General features: G+C 65.7%; 14 protein-coding genes. 2 read left to right on the top strand and 12 right to left on the bottom strand.

Annotated elements, in window-relative coordinates:
- Positions 1 to 288: 288 nt before the first annotated feature.
- The 3 genes from F792_RS14615 to F792_RS0109000 form a co-directional block, all read right to left on the bottom strand.
- Complete coding sequence (locus F792_RS14615; RefSeq protein ID WP_196799407.1) at positions 289 to 1,023, bottom strand: FkbM family methyltransferase; 735 nt, start codon at positions 1,021 to 1,023, stop codon at positions 289 to 291.
- A 312-nt stretch (positions 1,024 to 1,335) separates the two neighbouring features.
- Positions 1,336 to 2,235: a hypothetical protein gene (locus F792_RS0108995; RefSeq protein ID WP_231362639.1), complete on the bottom strand. Its 900-nt coding sequence runs from the start codon at positions 2,233 to 2,235 to the stop codon at positions 1,336 to 1,338.
- Positions 2,236 to 2,308: 73 nt separating this feature from the next.
- Positions 2,309 to 4,111 (bottom strand): ABC transporter ATP-binding protein, encoded by a 1,803-nt coding sequence (locus F792_RS0109000; protein ID WP_018169298.1) that lies wholly within the window; start codon positions 4,109 to 4,111, stop codon positions 2,309 to 2,311.
- 262 nt (positions 4,112 to 4,373) lie between these two features.
- Here F792_RS0109000 and F792_RS0109005 point away from each other — a divergent pair, with 262 nt between their 5' ends.
- Positions 4,374 to 5,981 carry an amino acid adenylation domain-containing protein gene (locus tag F792_RS0109005; RefSeq protein ID WP_018169299.1) on the top strand — a complete coding sequence of 536 codons (1,608 nt, stop codon included), beginning with the start codon at positions 4,374 to 4,376 and terminating at the stop codon, positions 5,979 to 5,981.
- Between the two features lie 43 nt (positions 5,982 to 6,024).
- Here F792_RS0109005 and F792_RS0109010 read toward each other — a convergent pair whose 3' ends face one another.
- The 5 genes from F792_RS0109010 to F792_RS0109030 form a co-directional block, all read right to left on the bottom strand.
- The gene (locus F792_RS0109010; protein ID WP_018169300.1) at positions 6,025 to 6,849 is read right to left on the bottom strand and encodes a GNAT family N-acetyltransferase; all 825 of its coding nucleotides are present in this window, start codon (positions 6,847 to 6,849) and stop codon (positions 6,025 to 6,027) included.
- Between the two features lie 81 nt (positions 6,850 to 6,930).
- Positions 6,931 to 7,950, bottom strand: a complete 1,020-nt coding sequence (locus tag F792_RS0109015) for a glycosyltransferase (RefSeq protein ID WP_018169301.1) — start codon at positions 7,948 to 7,950, stop codon at positions 6,931 to 6,933.
- Positions 7,950 to 8,837, bottom strand: coding sequence for a hydrolase 1, exosortase A system-associated (locus F792_RS0109020; RefSeq protein ID WP_018169302.1), 888 nt, complete (start codon positions 8,835 to 8,837; stop codon positions 7,950 to 7,952). Before F792_RS0109020 ends, F792_RS0109015 begins: the two co-directional genes overlap by 1 nt.
- Positions 8,834 to 9,637, bottom strand: a complete 804-nt coding sequence (locus F792_RS0109025) for a hydrolase 2, exosortase A system-associated (protein ID WP_018169303.1) — start codon at positions 9,635 to 9,637, stop codon at positions 8,834 to 8,836. Before F792_RS0109025 ends, F792_RS0109020 begins: the two co-directional genes overlap by 4 nt.
- A 9-nt stretch (positions 9,638 to 9,646) precedes the next feature.
- Positions 9,647 to 9,898 carry a phosphopantetheine-binding protein gene (locus F792_RS0109030; protein WP_018169304.1) on the bottom strand — a complete coding sequence of 84 codons (252 nt, stop codon included), beginning with the start codon at positions 9,896 to 9,898 and terminating at the stop codon, positions 9,647 to 9,649.
- A gap of 331 nt (positions 9,899 to 10,229) precedes the next feature.
- On the opposite strand from F792_RS0109030, the gene F792_RS0109040 reads away from it, so the two are divergent.
- On the top strand, positions 10,230 to 12,059 hold the full coding sequence (locus tag F792_RS0109040; RefSeq protein ID WP_038084537.1) for an asparagine synthase: 1,830 nt from the start codon (positions 10,230 to 10,232) through the stop codon (positions 12,057 to 12,059).
- A gap of 487 nt (positions 12,060 to 12,546) precedes the next feature.
- Here the strand turns inward: F792_RS0109040 and F792_RS0109045 are convergent, their stop codons facing one another.
- From F792_RS0109045 to F792_RS0109060, 4 genes are read right to left on the bottom strand one after another with little or no spacing between them, the layout of a single operon-like run.
- Positions 12,547 to 13,920, bottom strand: coding sequence for a phenylacetate--CoA ligase family protein (locus F792_RS0109045; RefSeq protein ID WP_018169307.1), 1,374 nt, complete (start codon positions 13,918 to 13,920; stop codon positions 12,547 to 12,549).
- Between the two features lie 2 nt (positions 13,921 to 13,922).
- Positions 13,923 to 15,182, bottom strand: coding sequence for a glycosyltransferase (locus F792_RS0109050; RefSeq protein ID WP_018169308.1), 1,260 nt, complete (start codon positions 15,180 to 15,182; stop codon positions 13,923 to 13,925).
- On the bottom strand, positions 15,172 to 16,389 hold the full coding sequence (locus F792_RS0109055; RefSeq protein WP_018169309.1) for a TIGR04063 family PEP-CTERM/XrtA system glycosyltransferase: 1,218 nt from the start codon (positions 16,387 to 16,389) through the stop codon (positions 15,172 to 15,174). The genes F792_RS0109050 and F792_RS0109055 overlap by 11 nt, the downstream gene beginning before the upstream one ends.
- 13 nt (positions 16,390 to 16,402) lie before the next feature.
- A complete protein-coding gene (locus F792_RS0109060; protein WP_018169310.1) occupies positions 16,403 to 18,298 on the bottom strand; it encodes an XrtA/PEP-CTERM system amidotransferase in 1,896 nt (631 codons plus the stop codon).
- Positions 18,299 to 18,343 lie beyond the last annotated feature (45 nt).

Consider the following 18,343-nt stretch of genomic DNA (forward strand, 5'->3'; position numbering starts at 1 on the left):
ATCCGTGAATAACCACCAACCGAAAGAAGAGTCGATCTATGGCACACCGTAAGGATCCACACTAATCAAGTCCTCCTCATACGTGCGCGACTTTAGTTCGAGAGCCTGGCACGGAACGCCGCGAATCCGCCACGCTGCAACCCTTTACCCGCTAGAGCAGGGAGAGCCTCTATTCGCAGCGGATCCACTCTGCCGTGACCCCGAACGTGACCCCCAAATCCCGAACGAGCCCCTAAACCGAACCACACATGGATCTAGGTAGATCATCATGTTCCAAAGGACCGCCAACTACTTCTCCGCATGAACATCCCGATGCGCGCCACTACCAATGTCCGTGAACTGCTTGAATCCGATATTTTCCAACTTCCGTCTTAGTTCAGGAACAGACACCCACCTCTCATCCACCTCATACACGATATCGGATATGCGAGGACAAAGTTGCGTCGATTGAGCAATCGATGAAATCACTGAAGGCTCATGCCCTTCAACGTCGATCTTTACAAATATTGGGAGCATCTCGCCACTCACGTACTGCTCCAAATCAGAGAACTCGTGCAGCTCGACGACCTCCCCCTTCTGCCCGTCACTCCAGCGCTCTAAACTACTCGCGCCGCTATGGTTGGGATTGGATGATACCCTCGCATTACCACGACGATTACTGATAGCCCAAGGCAGCGCCACCACGTGACCCGACACGCCATTCAAGATAATGTTCTGCTTTAGGGTTTCAAAAGTATCCTTTATCGGCTCTAACGAGATCGCCTTACGACACTGAGGGTTCCGAGCCGCAAGAATACTATAAAGGCCTTGGTTGGCGCCGATGTCAATGAAGAAAAACGGTGAGTCCTGTTCAGACAGAAGGTCCGCGAGGCCGGTACCATAGGCACCGTTCACATAAAACCTAAACGTCAGGTCGCGCCAATTTGGAACAAAGTCTACGCCGTATGGGCTACCCACCTTTTTGACACCGACCCAGTCACACCAACGCTGACGCCAACTCGATCGGACTTCAGTACGCAGCATTCGAAAACGCCAACGAACAGAATGGATGACACCCATCAGTCCGTATTTACGATGCGTGGATAGGCTGCGGGTCCAGATGTTTTTAAGTTTGGAATGCATCGTCATTAACCAGCGCGGATGTGAGGCGTTGAAGGCGTGAAAAAAACCAGAGCCGCTACGCAATCCAGAAATGGACTTGTCCCACGGGCTGGATCACGCATTCATAGAAATCGAGTTAAATTCACATAAGGCATGCAAAGCAGCACCCCACAAGGATCCGGTATGGTCTTGCCCCCCCCTGTGGGGTCAATCTTCGGGCCATTTCCATGCGGGTCAGTCCCGGAGAAACCGAGTAAGCCCCAAACGGCCACATACCTCGAGCAAGTCGTAGTTGTGCAGCAAATTCCGATTCAAGTCGCGGCGGACGTCCATTGGACCTTGTGGTTCGTACAGCTTGTTGCCGATACGGGTGCAATGGCCCTCATGCAGCGATTTGGCGCGAATGGGTTTAACTTTCCCCCCGCACCGTTCGTTCCAAGCCAGGATACCGCCCCCGTGATCCCAGCTGTAGGCTCGCCGTGCGACGCGTTCCCGTTCGTCGTCGGGGCCGTTGGGATGATCGTCTATCCACTTCCACCAGCCGCAGCCATTGGCGAATTGATCAGCGCTGGCACCTCGGGTGGTACACCCGATCAGCTCCCAGAAACGCCCCCTTTTGCCGCTCGGGATCCGGCGAAACCAGCGGTTTCGGACGTCCACGGCCGCAGTGGCTCCATCTGGCAACTGGCGGAAACGTTGGGCCAACTCTCGGAAGAGCGGCTCACGGACCAAGAGATCGGAGTGCCAAAAGGCTAGCCGAGGGGCAAACAGGTAGACGAGTTCCATCGGGAACGCCATGTGGAGCATGGGGAAGTCGAGGCCGGCGTTAAAATCCACGAGAATCGCGCCCTCCACTAGGGGCGGCTCCCCCACGCGTGGATCAAAACCTACCACAGGGGTCCAACCGACTGATCGGACCATCCTTTGCTGGACCAAACACCATTCATCGGCCACATTCCAGCAAAGCCATGGGTAGTCCACCCCTTCCAAGGCTTTTGCCCATGGTCCTTCAGCCAGCGCTTGCGCGGCCCGCAACTCATCTGCACAAATGGCACGCCAAACGCCTTTCCCCGCTGCATATCGGCGGCCTTCGGGATCGTCCTGGTACAACGTTTCCGTGCTCAGCACTCCCATGGACTGCTAACCCCTTTGACTCGCCATTTATCGCTTACTCCATCCAAGCGTAAGTCGGAAATTCACCTGCGACTCACTCAACCCCGACCGCAAGCTGGTGAAAGAGCGTTCCGGCGCTCGACAGTTCTTCATAAGAACCGTCCTCCGAAATCCGGCCCTTATGTAACACGTAGATCCGGTCACAGGGCTTCACGGTGGTAAGCCGATGCGCCACCAAGATGATCGTCTTGGCTCCGGAGAGATTGTGGATTGCTTCCATCACCGCCCGCTCAGTGGCGTTATCCAACGCGCTGGTAGCTTCATCAAATAGGAGCACATCGGGGTCGCGATAAAGGGCGCGAGCGATACCAATGCGTTGCCTTTGCCCGCCGGAGAGGCGAGTGCCACGTTCGCCGATGACGGTTGCGTAACCGTTCGGGAGCTCCTGGATGACGAATTCGTGCAGGTTAGCCAGGCAAGCAACTCGCTCCACAGCTTGCTGGTCAATCTGGTCTTCCGGAACACCCAGGGCGATATTCGCGGCCACACTCTGGTCGGCGAGAAAGATGTGCTGCGGGACGTAGCCCAGGGCTGCCTGCCAGCGACGGATGTTGGCTCGTGTCAGGGGTTCGCCATCGATCAGGATAGTGCCCTGCTCGGGTTCCAACAGACCCAGCAACACGTCGACCAGGGTGCTCTTTCCGGCACCGGACGAGCCCACGAATCCGACCGTGGTTCTGGCGCGAATCTCCAGAGAGATGTCTTTCAGGGCAGGGTGCTCGTGTTCGGGATACCGATAGGTGAGACCTTGCACCTTGATGGACCGAGTCGGAGCCAGCGGAGCGAGTCGATCGTTGCGCGAAAGGGGAGGCGTACTGTCAGAGAACTGGCCAAGGTCCCGAAGAACGCTGTCGACCGCGGCCGCATTGAAACGCAACGAAGCGACCTGCTGGAAGATCTTCTGAAACGCCGGGATCAACTGGCGTCCGGCCAGCGCGTACAGGCCGATCAGGGGCAAGGCCTGAGCCAGCCCACCGTCCCCCGCCATCAGATAGAGCACCAGGACGAGAACCCCGCCGAATGCAATCGCCTCGATCGCGTATTGCGGAAGGCTCTGCAGCAGGACGGCGTTCGCCTGGTGACTCGCAAACCGCTTGGATGGCTTCCGGTACCGCTCCAGGTAATCACGCTCCCGCCCCAACAGACGGATCTCCTTGGCACCGGCAAAGGCCTCGGCCGCGGCCGTGAAACGCTCGCGATTGGCCTCCACGCGGTCCAGGCCGATGCGGTTCAGCCACGTCCGCGACGCCACATAAATAACCGCATAGATGCCACCGAGGCCAGCCGCTGCGATCAAGGCCAGCCAGGGCTGCACCACAACCAGAAGTGCAATGATGAAGGCCGCGAGTAACAGCTGGCTCACGAGCTTCAGCGCGGGCATCAGCGCGCCATTGATCGCCTGGGTGGTTTCCTGCAGTACCGTTTTCGCCAGATCACCGGAGTTTCGATTAAGGAAGAACGTGAACGGACGGCTAAGGTAGTCCCCCATCAGGCGCCGAGAAAGCTCGTACTGCTGCATGTGGGTGAACCGCGTAATGGCCCACTGGTTGAATGCCTGAAGCGCGGTACCGGTCATGAACAGAACAAAGGCCGCAAGACCCAGGAAGTACAGGAAGCGACTGGTCGACTCGAAGCCAAGCCATTCGTAGGCGAAGCGCAGCATCTCGTTGTCGTGGACCATGCCCGGATCGGACAGTACCGCCAGAAACGGCATGACCGAGGCGATGCCGGCGGTCTGCATGAACGCCGTGGCAATCATCAGGATCAGCAGCAATACGACCTTGCCGCGATCGCGGGGGTCGAGCAGGGCATTCAGCTTGTACAGGGTTTGCAGCATGGTTTCGCCGAACCGGGATCCTTCGCACGAGGGGCCTTGTCGCGGCCCCGTAGACAACCGCCATCAGGCGGCCGTTAGCCAGGCCTGGTGGCCTGCTTCTCGTTTGGATTGTACGAGATGGGGCGTTCGCGGATGCTGCGCTGAAGGCACCGTGGACGTGCCTGGGCACGACTGGCCAGATGGATCGCCGGTCCGGGCCGACCCAAAAACCCCCGGAAGCCGCAGCAGTAAAGGGTTCCCGAGGAGAGCGAGGACTGCATCCATGCCAAACGCCAGGATAACGAAGGGTTTACTGACCGGCTTCCTGCGCTCCGTCGAACGCTTCCCGGAACGCCCCGCCCTGGATGTCGAGGGTCGCGTCCTGAGCTACGAGGAGCTGTTCGCGGCCGGCGCAGATAGCGCCCACACGCTGCAGCAGAGCCCGACCGGGCCCGGCCGGGTCGGTGTACTGGCCCAGCGCTCGCTCGCGATGTACCGCGGGATTCTGGGCACCCTGATGGCCGGCCAAGCTCTGGTTCCGCTGAACCCGGGGTTTCCCACGGAACGTACGGTGGCCATGGCCGAACAGGCCGATCTGTCGGCGTTGCTGGTGGATACCCAGGGTCTTGAGCGGCTCGATGAACTGCTGCAGGCATTCTCCCGCCCGCTCCTGATCCTGCTACCCGATACGCAGCGACTGGAGGACCTGCAAACGCGCTGGCCCCGACACGACGTCCGGGTGGCCGGCGATTCCCATCGGCCCGCGGACTGGGCGCCGGCGGCCGTATCCCCGGATGACCTGGCCTGCCTGTTCTTCACCTCCGGCAGCACGGGCGTCCCCAAGGGTGTGGGGGTTCTGCAGCGCAACGCAGCCCGTTTCGTGGAGATGTCGCAGGAGCGCTACCGCGAGTTCGGCATTAGCGAGACGGACCGCTTTTCGCAGTTCTACGACATCACCTTCGATTCCTCGATGTTCGACCTGTACGTGTCGTGGGCCTTTGGCGCCTGCCTGTGCTGCCCCTCCGCCAAGGAGTGGTTCAACCCCAACCGCTACATCGCGGACAAGGCCCTCACGGTAATCGACATCACCCCCTCGGCCGGACACGGGATGAATCGCCGCAACGGCTGGGCGCCGGGACGGTTCCCGGATCTGCGCCTGTGCCGCTTTGGCGGGGAGGCCCTGTCAGCGGAGCTGGCCGAGGCGATGGCGGCCGCCGCCCCCAATGCCATTGTCGACAATGCCTACGGGCCCACCGAATGCACGGTGGATGCCTGCTACTACCGCTGGGACGGGGAGCGCTCGCCGGCGGAATGCGAGCACGGCATGGTGCCGATCGGCTATCCGGGCAACCAGGTCGGACTGCGCGTGGCGGACGAGGCCCTGCGGGAGGTGCCGGTCGGGGCCGAGGGCGAACTGCTGATCAGCGGCCCGCAGGTGACGCCCGGCTACTGGAAGGACCCCGAACGCACGGCGCAGGCCTTTGTGCACCTGGACGATGGGCGCGTGCACTACCGCACGGGGGACCTGGTGCGCCGGCCGGCCGCGGGCGAACCGCTCATCTTTCTCGGGCGCCTGGATCACCAGATCAAGATTGGCGGGGTGCGGATCGAGCTCGGCGAGGTGGAGGCCGCACTGCGCGAGGCCGCCGGCACGGACCAGGCAGTGGCCGTTGGATGGCCACGAACGGAAAGCGGCGCCTCGGGGATCGTGGCCTTCGTGGTCGCGGAAGATATGGACGAATCGGCCATCCGCGACCGACTCCGCCAGCGACTGCCCACGGTGATGGTGCCCCGGGCCATCCACTCGCTGGACAACCTGCCGCTCAACGCCAATGGCAAGGCCGACCGAAAGGCACTGATCTCGACCCTGGAAGAGACGGCGACCCCGTAACCACGAGGCTGCGCCGAGCCTCTGGCCAACGTCTGTTTCCAGGCTACGCCGGCGCGACCACTCCAGGCACAGCCAGGTACGTATGCCGGAGATGCAATACCTCGAACCCCTTGCGGAGGTGGTTTTGATAGGACGGGTCAGGCCTGTCCGGTGTCCCCACGGCGGTATCCGTGATCACCGACGTACACCCATGCAGCGACGCGTCCCTGAGGCAAGCGGAGATGAGCGCCCCATGCAGGCCACGTCCACGGTAGTCCGGGCGGGTTGCTTCCCACCCGGCCCAGGCCACCCCGTCCCCGAGATACAACAGGCCGGTTGCCACCACCGTTCCATCGTCGAGCGCCAGCCACTGACGCCATTTGGGTGATCGCGGCAGTTCCGCCAGAAGGGCCTTTGCCTCCTGCGGCACGGAGAACGCATCGACCGCCAGCGCGGCGCCGGCATCTTCGTCTTCTGGCCGCCAGGGGCGGATCTCGAGATCGCTCTTCCCCTCGGGGACGTCGCTGCTGGCCCGCATCAGGACCGCAGATGCCGCCCCCCGGCGAATCCTGCGATCGCGTAGCCATTGGAGAACGGACTCCGGGCGGGCATGAGGGCTGAGCTCGATTGCCCAGGGAAGGTCATGCTCGGCGTACAGGGCCGCTAGTTCATCAATATGGGCCTCGGTTGCCGGGTCTGAAACGCCCAATCCCAGCACCCGGTTAAAGACCAGCATCTTCTTCAGGCCCGGGGCGATCAGGGCAACATGCGTCCCGCTACGGACCGCTCGAAAGCCCGGGATGCCCGCGCTTTCGGCCAGCTGCATCATGCTCTCGTAGGCCTCGGCCTCGACCCGCTCGGCCTGGGCGGAAGATGGATCTTCAGTCATGGAACCTCCTTCTGTCTCCGGCTTGGGTCTTGCCGAGGGCCCTTAATCACCCCCGGACGATGCCGGGCCCGGCCCAATGCCTCACCGCGCCTTGCCTCTCCCTGCCAGACTCTTCCCGGCACTCAGGACCAGGTAGGCCCAGGTGGACACGGACCAGGGGTCCCGAAGCGTCGACTGCAGGAACGATCGTGCCGCCAGCCTCGGATCCCCCTCCCAGTAATGGTGATAGCCGAAACTGAAGCAGGTCTCGGCAAGGCGCCTGCGAATCGCGCCGCGTGACGTCTGCTCTCCACCCGGGCCAACCCGACCCCAGCGGCCGAGCGCCTTGCGGACGACCTCGAATTCGTAATTCGTGTCGGGGTACTTGGTGATGCAGCCCTCGCCATGAAGCCGGTAGAGAGCCGTCACGAGGTTCAGTTGGTGGATCTCGGTCAAGCGCGACGCCCGCAACCAGTAATCGTAGTCCTGCCCCCTTTTGAGATCAGGGTCGAACTGTCCGACACGTTCCACCAGGTCGCGTCGCATCATCACCGTGATGGTGTGAGGCAGCGAGCCGAAGAGCAGACGGTTGTAAAGCCACCCGGACCCACGATCCACAAGCGGTTTGCCGTCAGGGTTCATCGGGTACGCACCCTTGGCCGCATCGGGTTTCAGGAACGTGCCAGACGGATCGGGCTTCCATGTGGCCCAGGCGGTAAAGGTCATCCCGATCCCGGGATGCTGGTCCATGTAGTCCACCTGAGCCGCGACCTTTCCCGGCAGCCAGACATCGTCGGAGTCGATAAAGGCGATGTAGTCACCGCCCGCCCTCGCGACGCCGGCATTGCGGGCCACGGCCGCCCCCTGGTTCTGCTGGGTCAGCAGTGTCAGGCGGTCACCATATCCGCGCAGGATGTCGAGCGTCCCGTCGGTCGAGCCGTCGTCTACCACGATCAGCTCGATGCCCGGGTAGTCCTGATCCAGAACACTGTCGACGGACTCGGCGATATATGCGGCCGTGTTGTAGGCCGGCATGATCACCGACACCAGGGGCTTGCGGTCACGACCCTCCGGCGCGGCCGGGGCCCTGCTGCTCGTCCGGGCTTGCTCCACGGACGACATCACTCCCGCCCTCGTTCCGGCAATGTCTGTAGCCAGTCATGCGTCCACAGCGCCACCTGGTCGCGCCACACGCGGCGAGAAAAGGTGTGGTTGGCACCGGGCAGTTCGCGCAAGGTCACGCGCGGCTCCTGCAGCAATCCACTCCATGCCGGCGCGTTCGTCGCCACATCGCGAAACTCGGCCGCGGTCAGGTCATCGCCGCTCAGGATCACCAGGACGGGCCCCTGGAAGCGCCGCCAGCCCTCGGCCATCCGGTCCGGCAGGGGGCCTTTGTCGATGCGATCCGGGCTTGTGTTGTCGGGCTCGCCGGAAGCCCCCCCGGAACCGGAGCCAACCGCAGTGCCGACCATGCGCCCCAGGGAGCGCAGGGACACCCAGGGGTTGAAACGCCCCTTGAAGGCCCCGGACCAGAAATCGCGCGAGAACAGGCGCTGGAGGTAGTAGGTCTTCAGGTAGGCCCGAGCCAGCCCTTCCTCGGTGCGGGCCCAGGGGTTGACCAGCACCAGGCCTGTCACGCGGGGGTCGCGCCAGGCATAGAACAACGCCGCAGAGGCCGCGCCACACAGACCCCACAGGGTCACCTCGTGCATCCCCGGCACCTCGCCTGCAAAGGTATCGACGGCCGCATGCAGGTCGTCGTGCACGTCGTGGAACGTCCGCTGGGCACCGGAAGAATCGCCCATGCCGCGGAAATCGAAGCGGAAAACGGGTATCCCCTGCGCCGCGAGGTGTCGGGCCAGGAGCAGGAACTGGCGGTGGCTGCCTACCCGGTACTGCGGCCCACCCACGGCGATCAGCACGCCACGCCGGGCGCCCTCCGCGCCGGGATGCAGGATCCCCAGGAGTTCGTCTTCCCCCACGTGGAAGACGACGGCGCGCTCGCTCATGGGAGAGCCTCCAGGCGTTGCATGGTCGCCTCCAGCAATTGCGGCACCTCGACGATGTCCTGGGTGGACCAGAAGGCATCGCCAGCAACGACCGTCGCGGTGACCGCGGCGCCCTCCTCTCGCCAGCGCTCGATCAGACGTTCGCTCGCCGGCGGCAGCGGTGCGGTCTCCTGCACGGCCACCTCGAACCATTCGATCGCCTCCGCGTGCGGCCGCTGCAGACGGGCCGCCGCCAGGCGCGCGGCCAGCCCGGGCGCCAGGGTATACCCGGCGACTTCCAGCGGCTCTCCCGCATCCAGTTGGGCCCGCAGCTGGGCGGTACCTTCCTTCTGTCCACCCATCAGCCCGGCGGCCATGCGCAGGCGCAGGAACTGGGTCAGGTGCTGTTCGCCATTCGTGACCGGGGCCCAGAAGATCACGGCCGTCGCCGGTTGCGCACGTGTAGCCAGGAAGTCACCTGCGAGCAGGCAACCCGCCCGCACTCCCCAGACCATGAACGGCGCCGGGCAACGCGTCTCGAGGTGTTCGCTGCAGCGTGCGAGGTCGTCCAGCCAGAGATCCCAGTCCGCGTCGCCAAAGTCACCGCCGCTGTCGCCGCACCCGTAGAGGTCCGGGATCAACACGGCGTAGCCCGCCTGCGCCAGGCGGCGCGCTTGCAGATTCACCATACGGCGAGCCTTGTTGAGCTCCTCGGCCAGGGGCGGGACAAACAGCACAGCACCCCGGATGGAGGGACCATCCGGCAGATGGAGCACATGGAATACCGGCCCGGCCTTGCCCTCCAGGAACCCGGCTTCCATGCCGCGCGCCTAGCTGTCGAGCTTGGAGTCGATGAAATCGACCAGAGTGCCGAGCGTCTCGAAGGTCTCGGCGCTGACATCGTCATCATCGATCACGATGTCGAAATGGCTCTCGATCGAGGTGATCAGCGAAACGACCGCCATCGAGTCCAGCTCCGGTACGCCACCCAACAGCGTGGTCTTGCGATCGAAGTGCTGCGCTCTCCCGTTCAGACTCAGGGCACTGTCCAGCAGGTTCTTGGTGTGATCGAGGGTCGACATATGACGGGTTCCTGAAGGTCGGGTATCCCTGCCCGGCCGGGATGCGGGATTGTCCGGCAGGTTACCGCATCTGCACGGGCTGTCCAGATCGGCGCCGGCAGACGGCGCCCCCTGCGTGATCGGCTCGTTAAGCCCCTGGGCCTCGGACCACCGCGCGCACCCGGACCCGCACGTAGAATGAGGTCCAGCACGGCACGGATTCGTGCTCGCGAGCAGTGCGCGCGGCCTCGCCCCGCGCATCCCGCGCCTTGTCAGCAAGCAACAACGACTCGAGCGCGAACGCATACATCAATCAACGTTTCCCTGGCCCGACCAGGCAACAGGCGGACGGATGGCGGGACTTTGTGGATGGTTCGCGGTGAATGCCGCATCACCGGCCGGCGCCCTTGAGGCCCAGGGACAGGCGCTCCCGGGGCTCTCCGGGGCGCCTGACGCCCAATGCACGAACCGCCTGGGCGGCTGCCGGGTCCGGGGCGGCTGGATCGCGCAGGAGGCCGACGTCATTGCCGCCATCACCGGCCATCCGCAATGGCGGGACCCTGCCCTGGCCCGACGGGCGCGAGAGCACGACCCGGCGCAAGCCCTGCTGGAGGCCTGGCGGCAGCACGGCACCGGCCTCTTCGAGCAGGTTGGCGGCGACTATGCACTGGCCATCGTGGATTCCGGGCACGGTCGCCTGGTGGCCGGCATCGACCGCCTGGGCCAGACACCGCTTCACTTTGCGCACCTGGATGGCGGCGTGGCCTTCGGCACCAGTGCCGGATGCGTGGCCGCACACCCGGCGGTTGCCACCGAGGTGACCCGCGAGGGACTCTACCACTACTGTTTCTTTCACATGCTTCCGGCCCCGGTCAGCCTGTTCTCCGGGCTGGAGAAACTGCCGGGCGCCCACCGCCTGACCCACAACGGCGACCGGGCCGAGGTGTCCCGCTACTGGCGCCCGCGCTTCGAGGAAGACAGCGCGGCCACGCCCGAGGCCCTGGAACATGCCCTGCACGAACACGCGCAAGCAGCGGTGGAACGACGTGCGGACTCCCCCCGCCCCGGCGCCTTTCTGAGCGGCGGCCTGGACAGCTCGACGGTGGCCGGGATGCTCGCCGGCATGCACCCCGGGGCCGACAGCTTCAGCATCGGCTTTGATGCGCCCGGATACGACGAGATGGAGTACGCGCGCATCGCCTCGCGGCACTTCGGGACCCAGGCGCACGAGTACTACGTGACGCCGGAGGACGTCGTCGACGCCGTGCCCCGGATCGCCGGCAGCTACGACGAGCCCTTCGGTAATTCGTCGGCCCTGCCGGCCTATTTCTGCGCCCGCATGGCGGCCGACGCCGGCATCACCCGGCTACTGGCCGGGGATGGCGGCGACGAGCTGTTCGCGGGGAATGCGCGCTACGCCAAGCAGGGCGTATTCGAACACTGGGGCCGGATCCCCGCGCCGCTGCGCCACCACCTGCTGGATCCGCTGTTCACCCGCCTGCCGCGCGGCCTGCCGCTGGCCGGCAAGGCCCGCAGCTACGTGGAACAGGCGCGTATCCCGCTGCCGGATCGACTGCAGACCTACAACTACCTGCACCGCCTGGCGCCGGAGACGATGTTCGCACCGGAGTTTCTCGCGGCGGTGGACCGCGAGGCCCCCTGGGAGTTGATGCGCGGGATCTACGCGCAGCCCCAATCGGCGTCGTCCCTCAACCGCATGATGTACCTGGACTGGCAGCAAACCCTGGCCGACAACGACCTGCGCAAGGTGACCGGGATGTGCCAGCTGGCCGGCGTCGATGTCGCCTTCCCGATGCTGGACGACGATCTGGTCGAGTTCTCCTGCCGCGTACCATCGGACCTGAAGCTGCGCAACGGCCGGCTGCGCCACTTCTACAAGGAGGCGTTTACCGGTTTCCTGCCCGACGCCATCATCGACAAGAAAAAACACGGCTTCGGCCTGCCGTTCGGCGTCTGGATGCAGGAGCACGCGCCGCTGCGGGAGCTGGCATACGACAGCCTGCTGCGACTGAAGGGCCGCAATTTCCTCCGCGACGACTTCATCGACGAGCTGATCCGCCTGCACCGCGAGGGCCACGCAGCCTATTACGGCGATTTCGTCTGGATCCTGATGATGCTCGACCTCTGGCTCGAGTCCCACCCCGCCGCCCGCCTGGCATGAACCACGAATAGCACGAAGACGCGAAGCGAGGGCGGGGGGCGGGGGCGGGTCACAGGAAGGCGGGAAACGCGCGAACGCTCTGGATGGATTGGCCCGTAATCGGCCGACTTGGGATCTCTCCGACTGTAGCGGTTGCCATACCCCTGTCATCCCGGCCGCAGCGAAGCGGAAAGCCGGGATCTCCAGACTCTGGAACCAACGCCGTGCAACCCCCAACGAGATCCCGGATAACCGCTACGCGGTTTCCGGGATGACGGCACCGGATGGGCAGTAGCGGATAGGATGCTTTGAACGCCGCGAAACGCATCGCGGCCTCGACCACGCCCACGCACGAGACACCGGCTTCCCGGTTCACCTCCACGCGCCGCACTGGGGGCTATCATGATCGCCCGGCACGCCCCAGCGCCACCGTCACGAATCTTCCCGTTTTCCCCGCTTCCTGTTAACTAGCACTTCTTCGTATCTTCGTGCGCTTCGTGGTGAGTACTCAGGCGTTCCGGGCTGGCTGATCGGTATCGGGAACGCGGCAGACGACGTGACGGTGCTTGCCGTTGGGCTCCGGAGGGATGGCATCCACCGCCCGCACATCCACCTGGACCGCCTGCCCCAGCGCGTCGACCAATGCACGGCGCAGGCGCTCCTCGGCGGCCGCCGGCAATGCGGCGACCAGGCTCAGCAGCACCTCGACGTGGTGTCGGTCGTGCTGGATGACCTTGTAGGCGCGCAGCCCGGGCAGGTCGCGCATCAGGTAGTTGAAGCGGCTGCCGTGGATCCAGGAACCGTCCGTCGCGATCAGGCCGTCGTTGGCACGGCCGTCGATGTCGCGCAGCAGCGGCAGGCCGCGCCCGCAGGGGCAGGGACGCGGGTCCAGGGCACCCCGATCCCCGGTGCGATAGCGGATGAACGGGAATTCCGGGCCCACCAGGTTAGTGATGACGATGTTTCCGGTCGCGCCGGGCGGCACCGGTCGATCCTCCGCATCCAGGATCTCGACGATCAGGGCCTCGGCCGTGATGTGCATGCCCCCCGCCGGACATTCGCGGGCGATGAATCCGGCGTCGCGCGCGCCGTACTCGTTGGCGACCCCACAGCCCATCACCTCGCCGATCACCGCGCGCCACTCCGGGCGCAACACCTCGGAGGTCGTGAAGGCGACACGAATCCCGAGATCATCCAGCCGCTGCCCCCGCTCGCGCGCCCGCCATGCCACGCGGGACAATGCCGACGGATACCCGAACAGCATGCGCGGACGCCGTTGGCGGATCTGCTCGATGATGCGGTCGAGCCGCGCCGGATTCAGGTCGCGGGCCGGCACCAGGTACGAACGGAACAGGCGATCGCGCCAGGCACGCATGCCGTTCTGGGCCTCGTTCTCGACGGCGGATCCCCACAGGACCAGTTCGCGGTCGCCCACGTCCACGCCCCACCAGCGGGTTGCCCGCCACTTTGCGGCGATATCCATACCGATGCGATCCGCGCCCAGCCAGAACCTCAGAGGCTCGCCGGACGACCCGCTGGTGTGCTGCTCTTCGAGGTTCCTCGCGCCCTCCGCGCGCCAGGCCGCGCCCTGTTCGCGGATCAGCGCCTTGTCGACGGCCGGGAGGCGCTGAAGGTCCGCGATACCGGAGAACGCCGCAGGCGACCAGGCCTGTTGCGCAAACCATTCCCGGTAGAACGGCACCTGCCGCGCGACACGTTCCAGAAGCCCCTGCAGCCGCTGCTCCTGCAGGCTCTGCAGGGCCTCCGGCGTCCACCACTGAGTGGCTTCCAGGGCCTTGTGCCACGCCACCGTGGGGTGACCCTTGAGCCGCTCCTGCAGCGGGAACAGGCCGCGCGCCACCCATTGGGTATAAAGCCCCATGTTCAGCCGGACCGCGCGGTCCCGGGGGCCGTCGCGGTATCCGCGGCCGCGATCTGCTCGAAGGCTGCAACCAGCTCCGGGATCCGCGTCTCCCAGGCATTCGCCCGCGCATGGGCCAGGATGGCCTCGCGGTCCCATTGGCGCTCGAGCGCCTCCAGCAGGGCGTCGCGCAGCGCGTCATGGTCGCCGTACGGGACCACGATCCCGACCTGATCGGAATTCACCACCTCGGCGTTGCCTCCAACCCGGGTGGTCACGATCGGCAGGGCGCAGGCCGACGCCTCGAGGAAGACATTCGCCCAGCCTTCGAACCGGGTGGCCAGGACGAACACGTCGCCAGCCGAATAGACGAAACGCAGGTCTTCCGGCGATACCTGCCCCAGGAACCAGACCCGGCCATCCAGACCCAGGCCCTTTACCTGCTGGCGCAACTCGGCCTCGTTGTTGCCCTCGGGGGTCGCGCCGCCGGCAATGACCAGGTGCAGGTCGGGTTGCGTGCGCAGCAATTCGGGGAGGGTCGCGATCACCCGGTGAAAGCCCTTGCGCTCGGTCAGCCCCCCCACCGACACGAGGAAGCGGCCCTCCTGCGGCAGACCCAGACGCTGGCGGGCCCCGGCCCGGTCCTCGGGATGGAAACGCCGCAGGTCCGCGCCGTTGCCGACGACCTGCACATGCCCGGGGGCCTGCCCCCAGGCGATCGCATCCTGCCGCAGCGAGTCCGCCACCGAGAACACCCGCGCCGCCGCGCTCATCGCCCGGTTGATCTGGCGCCGATGCAGGGCGCTGCCGGCGAAGCGGACGAGGCTGCCGCGCAGGGTGATGGTGTAGGGGCAGCGCAACCAGCGCGCCAGCCAGCGCGCGGCCACGCCATCGGGATAGACAAAGTGGGCGTCGATCAGCTCAAACCGGAAATCGCGCCGCAACCGCCGCATCAGCCAGAAACTGCCCAGCGCCAGGAAGAACCCGTCGGTCCACTTGAGCACGCCCGGAAAACAGAAGAACCGCGGGTGATAGACCACAATGCCGTCCTGCTCCTCGTAGCGCGGCAGCGGCGGGCGCGAATGCGGCCTGAGACGTCCGAGCAACCCCTGGAACGGAAACCACGGGGCCGGCGCCACGACGACCAGGTCCAGGTGTTCGGCCACCCGCCGCATGCGTTCGCGCACGAACAGCCCCAGGTTGGGCTGCGCCGCGTTGGGGTAGACGCGGGTGAACACCACCAGGCGCGGGCGCCGGCCAGCGTGACGCCGGTCACCGGGCATGGGCGGGCTCCACGACACCCCGCAGACGTTCGTAAATCGCCTGGTATCGGGCAACACTCCTCGCCCAGGTGCGTTCCTGCTCGACAAAGCGGCGCCCCGCGGCGCGTACCGCATCCCATTCGGGCTCGCGGGCCAGGGTGTCGAGCACCGTGTCCGCCAGCGCCCCCGGGTCGTCGGCGGGGAACAGCCAGCCGGTTTCGCCATGCCGGATCAGTTCCTGGTGTCCGCCGACGTCCGAGGCCACCAGCAGCCGCCCCTGGGCCATCGCCTCCAGCGGCTTGAGCGGGGTCACCAGCTCGGTCAGCCGCATCGAGTGCCGTGGGTAAACCAGCAGATCCACCAGGTCGTAGTAGCGCTGCACCTGGTCATGCGGCACCCGACCCGCAAAGACGACCTGATCGGCGATGCCCAGGCGCCGGGCCTGCTCCTGCAGGCGTTCCGCCTGCGGCCCGCCACCCACCAGCAGGATGCGTACATCCGGGGCCTGCGCCCGGATGCGCGGAAAGGCCTCCAGCAGCAGGTCCAGCCCCTCGTAGGCATAGAACGAGCCGATAAAGCCCAGCACCCGGGCATTGGCCAGCCCGAGCTGCGCCTTAAGCTCGGCGTCCGGCGCCCCGCCCAGGCGGAAGGCCTCGGCATCCACCGCATTCGGGATCACGGTGACCCGGTCCTGCGGGATACCCCGGGCGACGATGTCCCGCCGCAGGCCTTCGCAAATGGTCGTCACGTGGTCCACCCGGCGGAACACGTATGACTCGAAACCGCGCGTCATGCGGTAGCGCAGTCCGTGTTCGCGGCTGGTCCCGTGATCCACCGCGGCATCCTCCCAGAAGGCCCGCACCTCGTAGACTACGGGGATGCCGAGACGCCGCCCGACCCGCAGGGCCGGCAGGGCATTGAGAACCGGGGAATGGGCATGCAGCACATCCGGCTGCACTTCCCGGGCCACGGCCTCCAGGCGCCGGGTCAGGGCACGCATCAACCCCCATTCGCCAAGCCCCGGCAGCGTCCCGGGGCGATAGCGCGTGCGGTAGAAGTGCAGGCCGTCGACATCCTCCTCGTCCGCATCCACCGCACCCTGCTTGGGGCTGGTCAAATGAAACGTCTCCCAGCCGAGCCGGTGCTGCTCGCGCAGGATGGCGGCCGTGCGGAAGGTATACCCACTGTGCAGCGGGATGGAGTGATCAAGGACATGCAGGATCTTCATTGCCACCCCCGCATCAGGCCGTCGACCGGGCCAGGAAGCCCTCGAACATCAACAGCGACCACAGGGCCGGGCTGTGGTCGCGGGCGCCACTGGTGTGCTGGTCCACGAGGGTCTTGAGATAGTCCATGTCGAAGATGCCGGAGTCGGCGATGCGCGGCCCCAGCACCTGCGCCCGCATGCGTTCACGCAGCGGTCCGCGAAACCACTCGGCGACCGGGACGGCGAACCCCTTCTTGCGCCGATAGAGGATCTCCTCCGGCAGGTAGGGCTCCATGGCCTTTTTCAGCACGTACTTGCCCTCCGTCCCCCGCAGCTTGAGATCCGGGGGCAGGCCCGAGGTCCACTCGACCAGCTGGTGGTCGAGCAGGGGCACCCGGACCTCCAGCGAATGCGCCATGCTCGCGCGGTCGACCTTGGTCAGGATGTCGCCCGGCAGGTAGGTCTTCATGTCCAGGTACTGCACCAGCGACAGCGGGTGCTCGGTGGGAGCGCGCGCCGCATGCCGACGCAGGACCTCCACCGCGCTGTAGCCCTGAAGCGAGCGCCGGAACGCTGGCGAAAACAAGTGCGCGCGCAGGTCGTCACGCAGGATGGATACCCCCTGGAAATAGCCCTCGACCGAGTCCCGCGCCAGGGCCTGGAAGGTGGCGCGGGCGCGGAACGGGCGCGGTGCCCAGTCGGCCTTGGGATACCACCGCGCCAGGGTCCCGAACACGGCCCGCCGAAGCCCCAGTGGCAGCGGCGCGCGCAGGCGTTCCTCCGCCAGGTGATGGCGATAGCGCCGATAGCCGGCCAGGTTCTCGTCGCCGCCATCCCCGGACAGCGCAACCACGACCTGCTGGCGTGCCTGTTCGCAGACCCGATAGGTCGGCAGCGCGGAACTGTCGGCAAACGGTTCATCGTAGAGCCCGCTCAGGCGGTCCAGCAGCGCAAAGTCGTCGGGATCGACCTCCTGCGTGCGGTGATCCGTGTGGTAGCGGTCGGCGACCATCCGCGCGTAGCGGGATTCGTCGTAGGCCGGATCGGCGAAGCCGATGGAACTGGTGCGCACCGGGTCGTCGGACAGACCCGCCATCATCGCGACCACCGCGCTGGAGTCCACCCCGCCCGAGAGGAAGGCCCCCAGCGGGACCTCCGCGACCATGCGGACGTCCACTGCCTCGCGCAGGCGCGCAGTGAGTTCCTCCGCGGCGGTCGCTGCATCCGCCACACCACTGTCGCCGAACGGGATGTCCCAGTATTCGCGCGGTTCACTCAGGTTGCCCTGTCCGCGGCGCACGGTCAGCGTGTGGCCGGGCGGCAGCTTGTGCACGCCCCGGAAGATACTGCGCGGCTCCGGCACGTAACCGAAGGCGAAATAGTCCTCCACCGCATGCGGGTCCATATGTCGCGGCATCCCCGGATGCGCCATCAACGCCTTGAGCTCCGAGCCGAAGATCAGGTGCCCGTCCGCCAGCGCACTGTAGTACAGCGGCTTGATCCCCAGGCGGTCGCGGGCGAGGAACAGGGTGTCGCGATTGCGATCCCAGACGGCGAAGGCGAACATGCCACGAAAGCGCTGCACACAGGCCTCGCCCCACTCCTCCCAGGCATGCACGATCACCTCGGTATCGCAGTGGGAGCGGAACCGGTGCCCCGCCTGCTGCAACTCGGCGGTCAACTCCGGGAAGTTGTAGATCTCGCCGTTGTAGGTCACAACGACGGTCTCGTCCTCGTTGAACAGCGGCTGCTGCCCGCCGGAGAGGTCGATGATCGACAGGCGACGATGCGCCAGCCCGACGCCCGGTTCCAGGTGCACACCCCCCTCGTCCGGACCGCGGTGAAACTGGGTCTCGTTCATCGCCTCCAGCAGGGACCGATTGATCGGCTGCCGGTCGCGCAGATCGAAGATGCCGGTAATGCCGCACATGTCGGGTTCCTGATCGCTTCCTTGCCGAGGCCAAGTGACGCCGGA

Source organism: Thioalkalivibrio sp. ALMg9 (assembly GCF_000380625.1).
In the GTDB taxonomy this organism is placed as follows: domain Bacteria; phylum Pseudomonadota; class Gammaproteobacteria; order Ectothiorhodospirales; family Ectothiorhodospiraceae; genus Thioalkalivibrio; species Thioalkalivibrio versutus.

Excerpts from the sequence above, each read along its gene's own strand:
- F792_RS14615 (WP_196799407.1), bottom strand. The coding sequence starts at position 1,023 with ATGCTGCGTACTGAAGTCCGATCGAGTTGGCGTCAGCGTTGGTGTGAC.
- F792_RS0109020 (WP_018169302.1), bottom strand. The coding sequence starts at position 8,837 with ATGAGCGAGCGCGCCGTCGTCTTCCACGTGGGGGAAGACGAACTCCTG.
- F792_RS0109030 (WP_018169304.1), bottom strand. The coding sequence starts at position 9,898 with ATGTCGACCCTCGATCACACCAAGAACCTGCTGGACAGTGCCCTGAGT.
- F792_RS0109045 (WP_018169307.1), bottom strand. The coding sequence starts at position 13,920 with ATGGGGCTTTATACCCAATGGGTGGCGCGCGGCCTGTTCCCGCTGCAG.
- F792_RS0109060 (WP_018169310.1), bottom strand. The coding sequence starts at position 18,298 with ATGTGCGGCATTACCGGCATCTTCGATCTGCGCGACCGGCAGCCGATC.
- F792_RS0109005 (WP_018169299.1), top strand. The coding sequence starts at position 4,374 with ATGCCAAACGCCAGGATAACGAAGGGTTTACTGACCGGCTTCCTGCGC.
- F792_RS0109025 (WP_018169303.1), bottom strand. The coding sequence starts at position 9,637 with ATGGAAGCCGGGTTCCTGGAGGGCAAGGCCGGGCCGGTATTCCATGTG.
- F792_RS0109050 (WP_018169308.1), bottom strand. The coding sequence starts at position 15,182 with ATGCCCGGTGACCGGCGTCACGCTGGCCGGCGCCCGCGCCTGGTGGTG.
- F792_RS0108995 (WP_231362639.1), bottom strand. The coding sequence starts at position 2,235 with ATGGGAGTGCTGAGCACGGAAACGTTGTACCAGGACGATCCCGAAGGC.
- F792_RS0109015 (WP_018169301.1), bottom strand. The coding sequence starts at position 7,950 with ATGTCGTCCGTGGAGCAAGCCCGGACGAGCAGCAGGGCCCCGGCCGCG.
- F792_RS0109055 (WP_018169309.1), bottom strand. The coding sequence starts at position 16,389 with ATGAAGATCCTGCATGTCCTTGATCACTCCATCCCGCTGCACAGTGGG.
- F792_RS0109010 (WP_018169300.1), bottom strand. The coding sequence starts at position 6,849 with ATGACTGAAGATCCATCTTCCGCCCAGGCCGAGCGGGTCGAGGCCGAG.
- F792_RS0109000 (WP_018169298.1), bottom strand. The coding sequence starts at position 4,111 with ATGCTGCAAACCCTGTACAAGCTGAATGCCCTGCTCGACCCCCGCGAT.
- F792_RS0109040 (WP_038084537.1), top strand. The coding sequence starts at position 10,230 with ATGGCGGGACTTTGTGGATGGTTCGCGGTGAATGCCGCATCACCGGCC.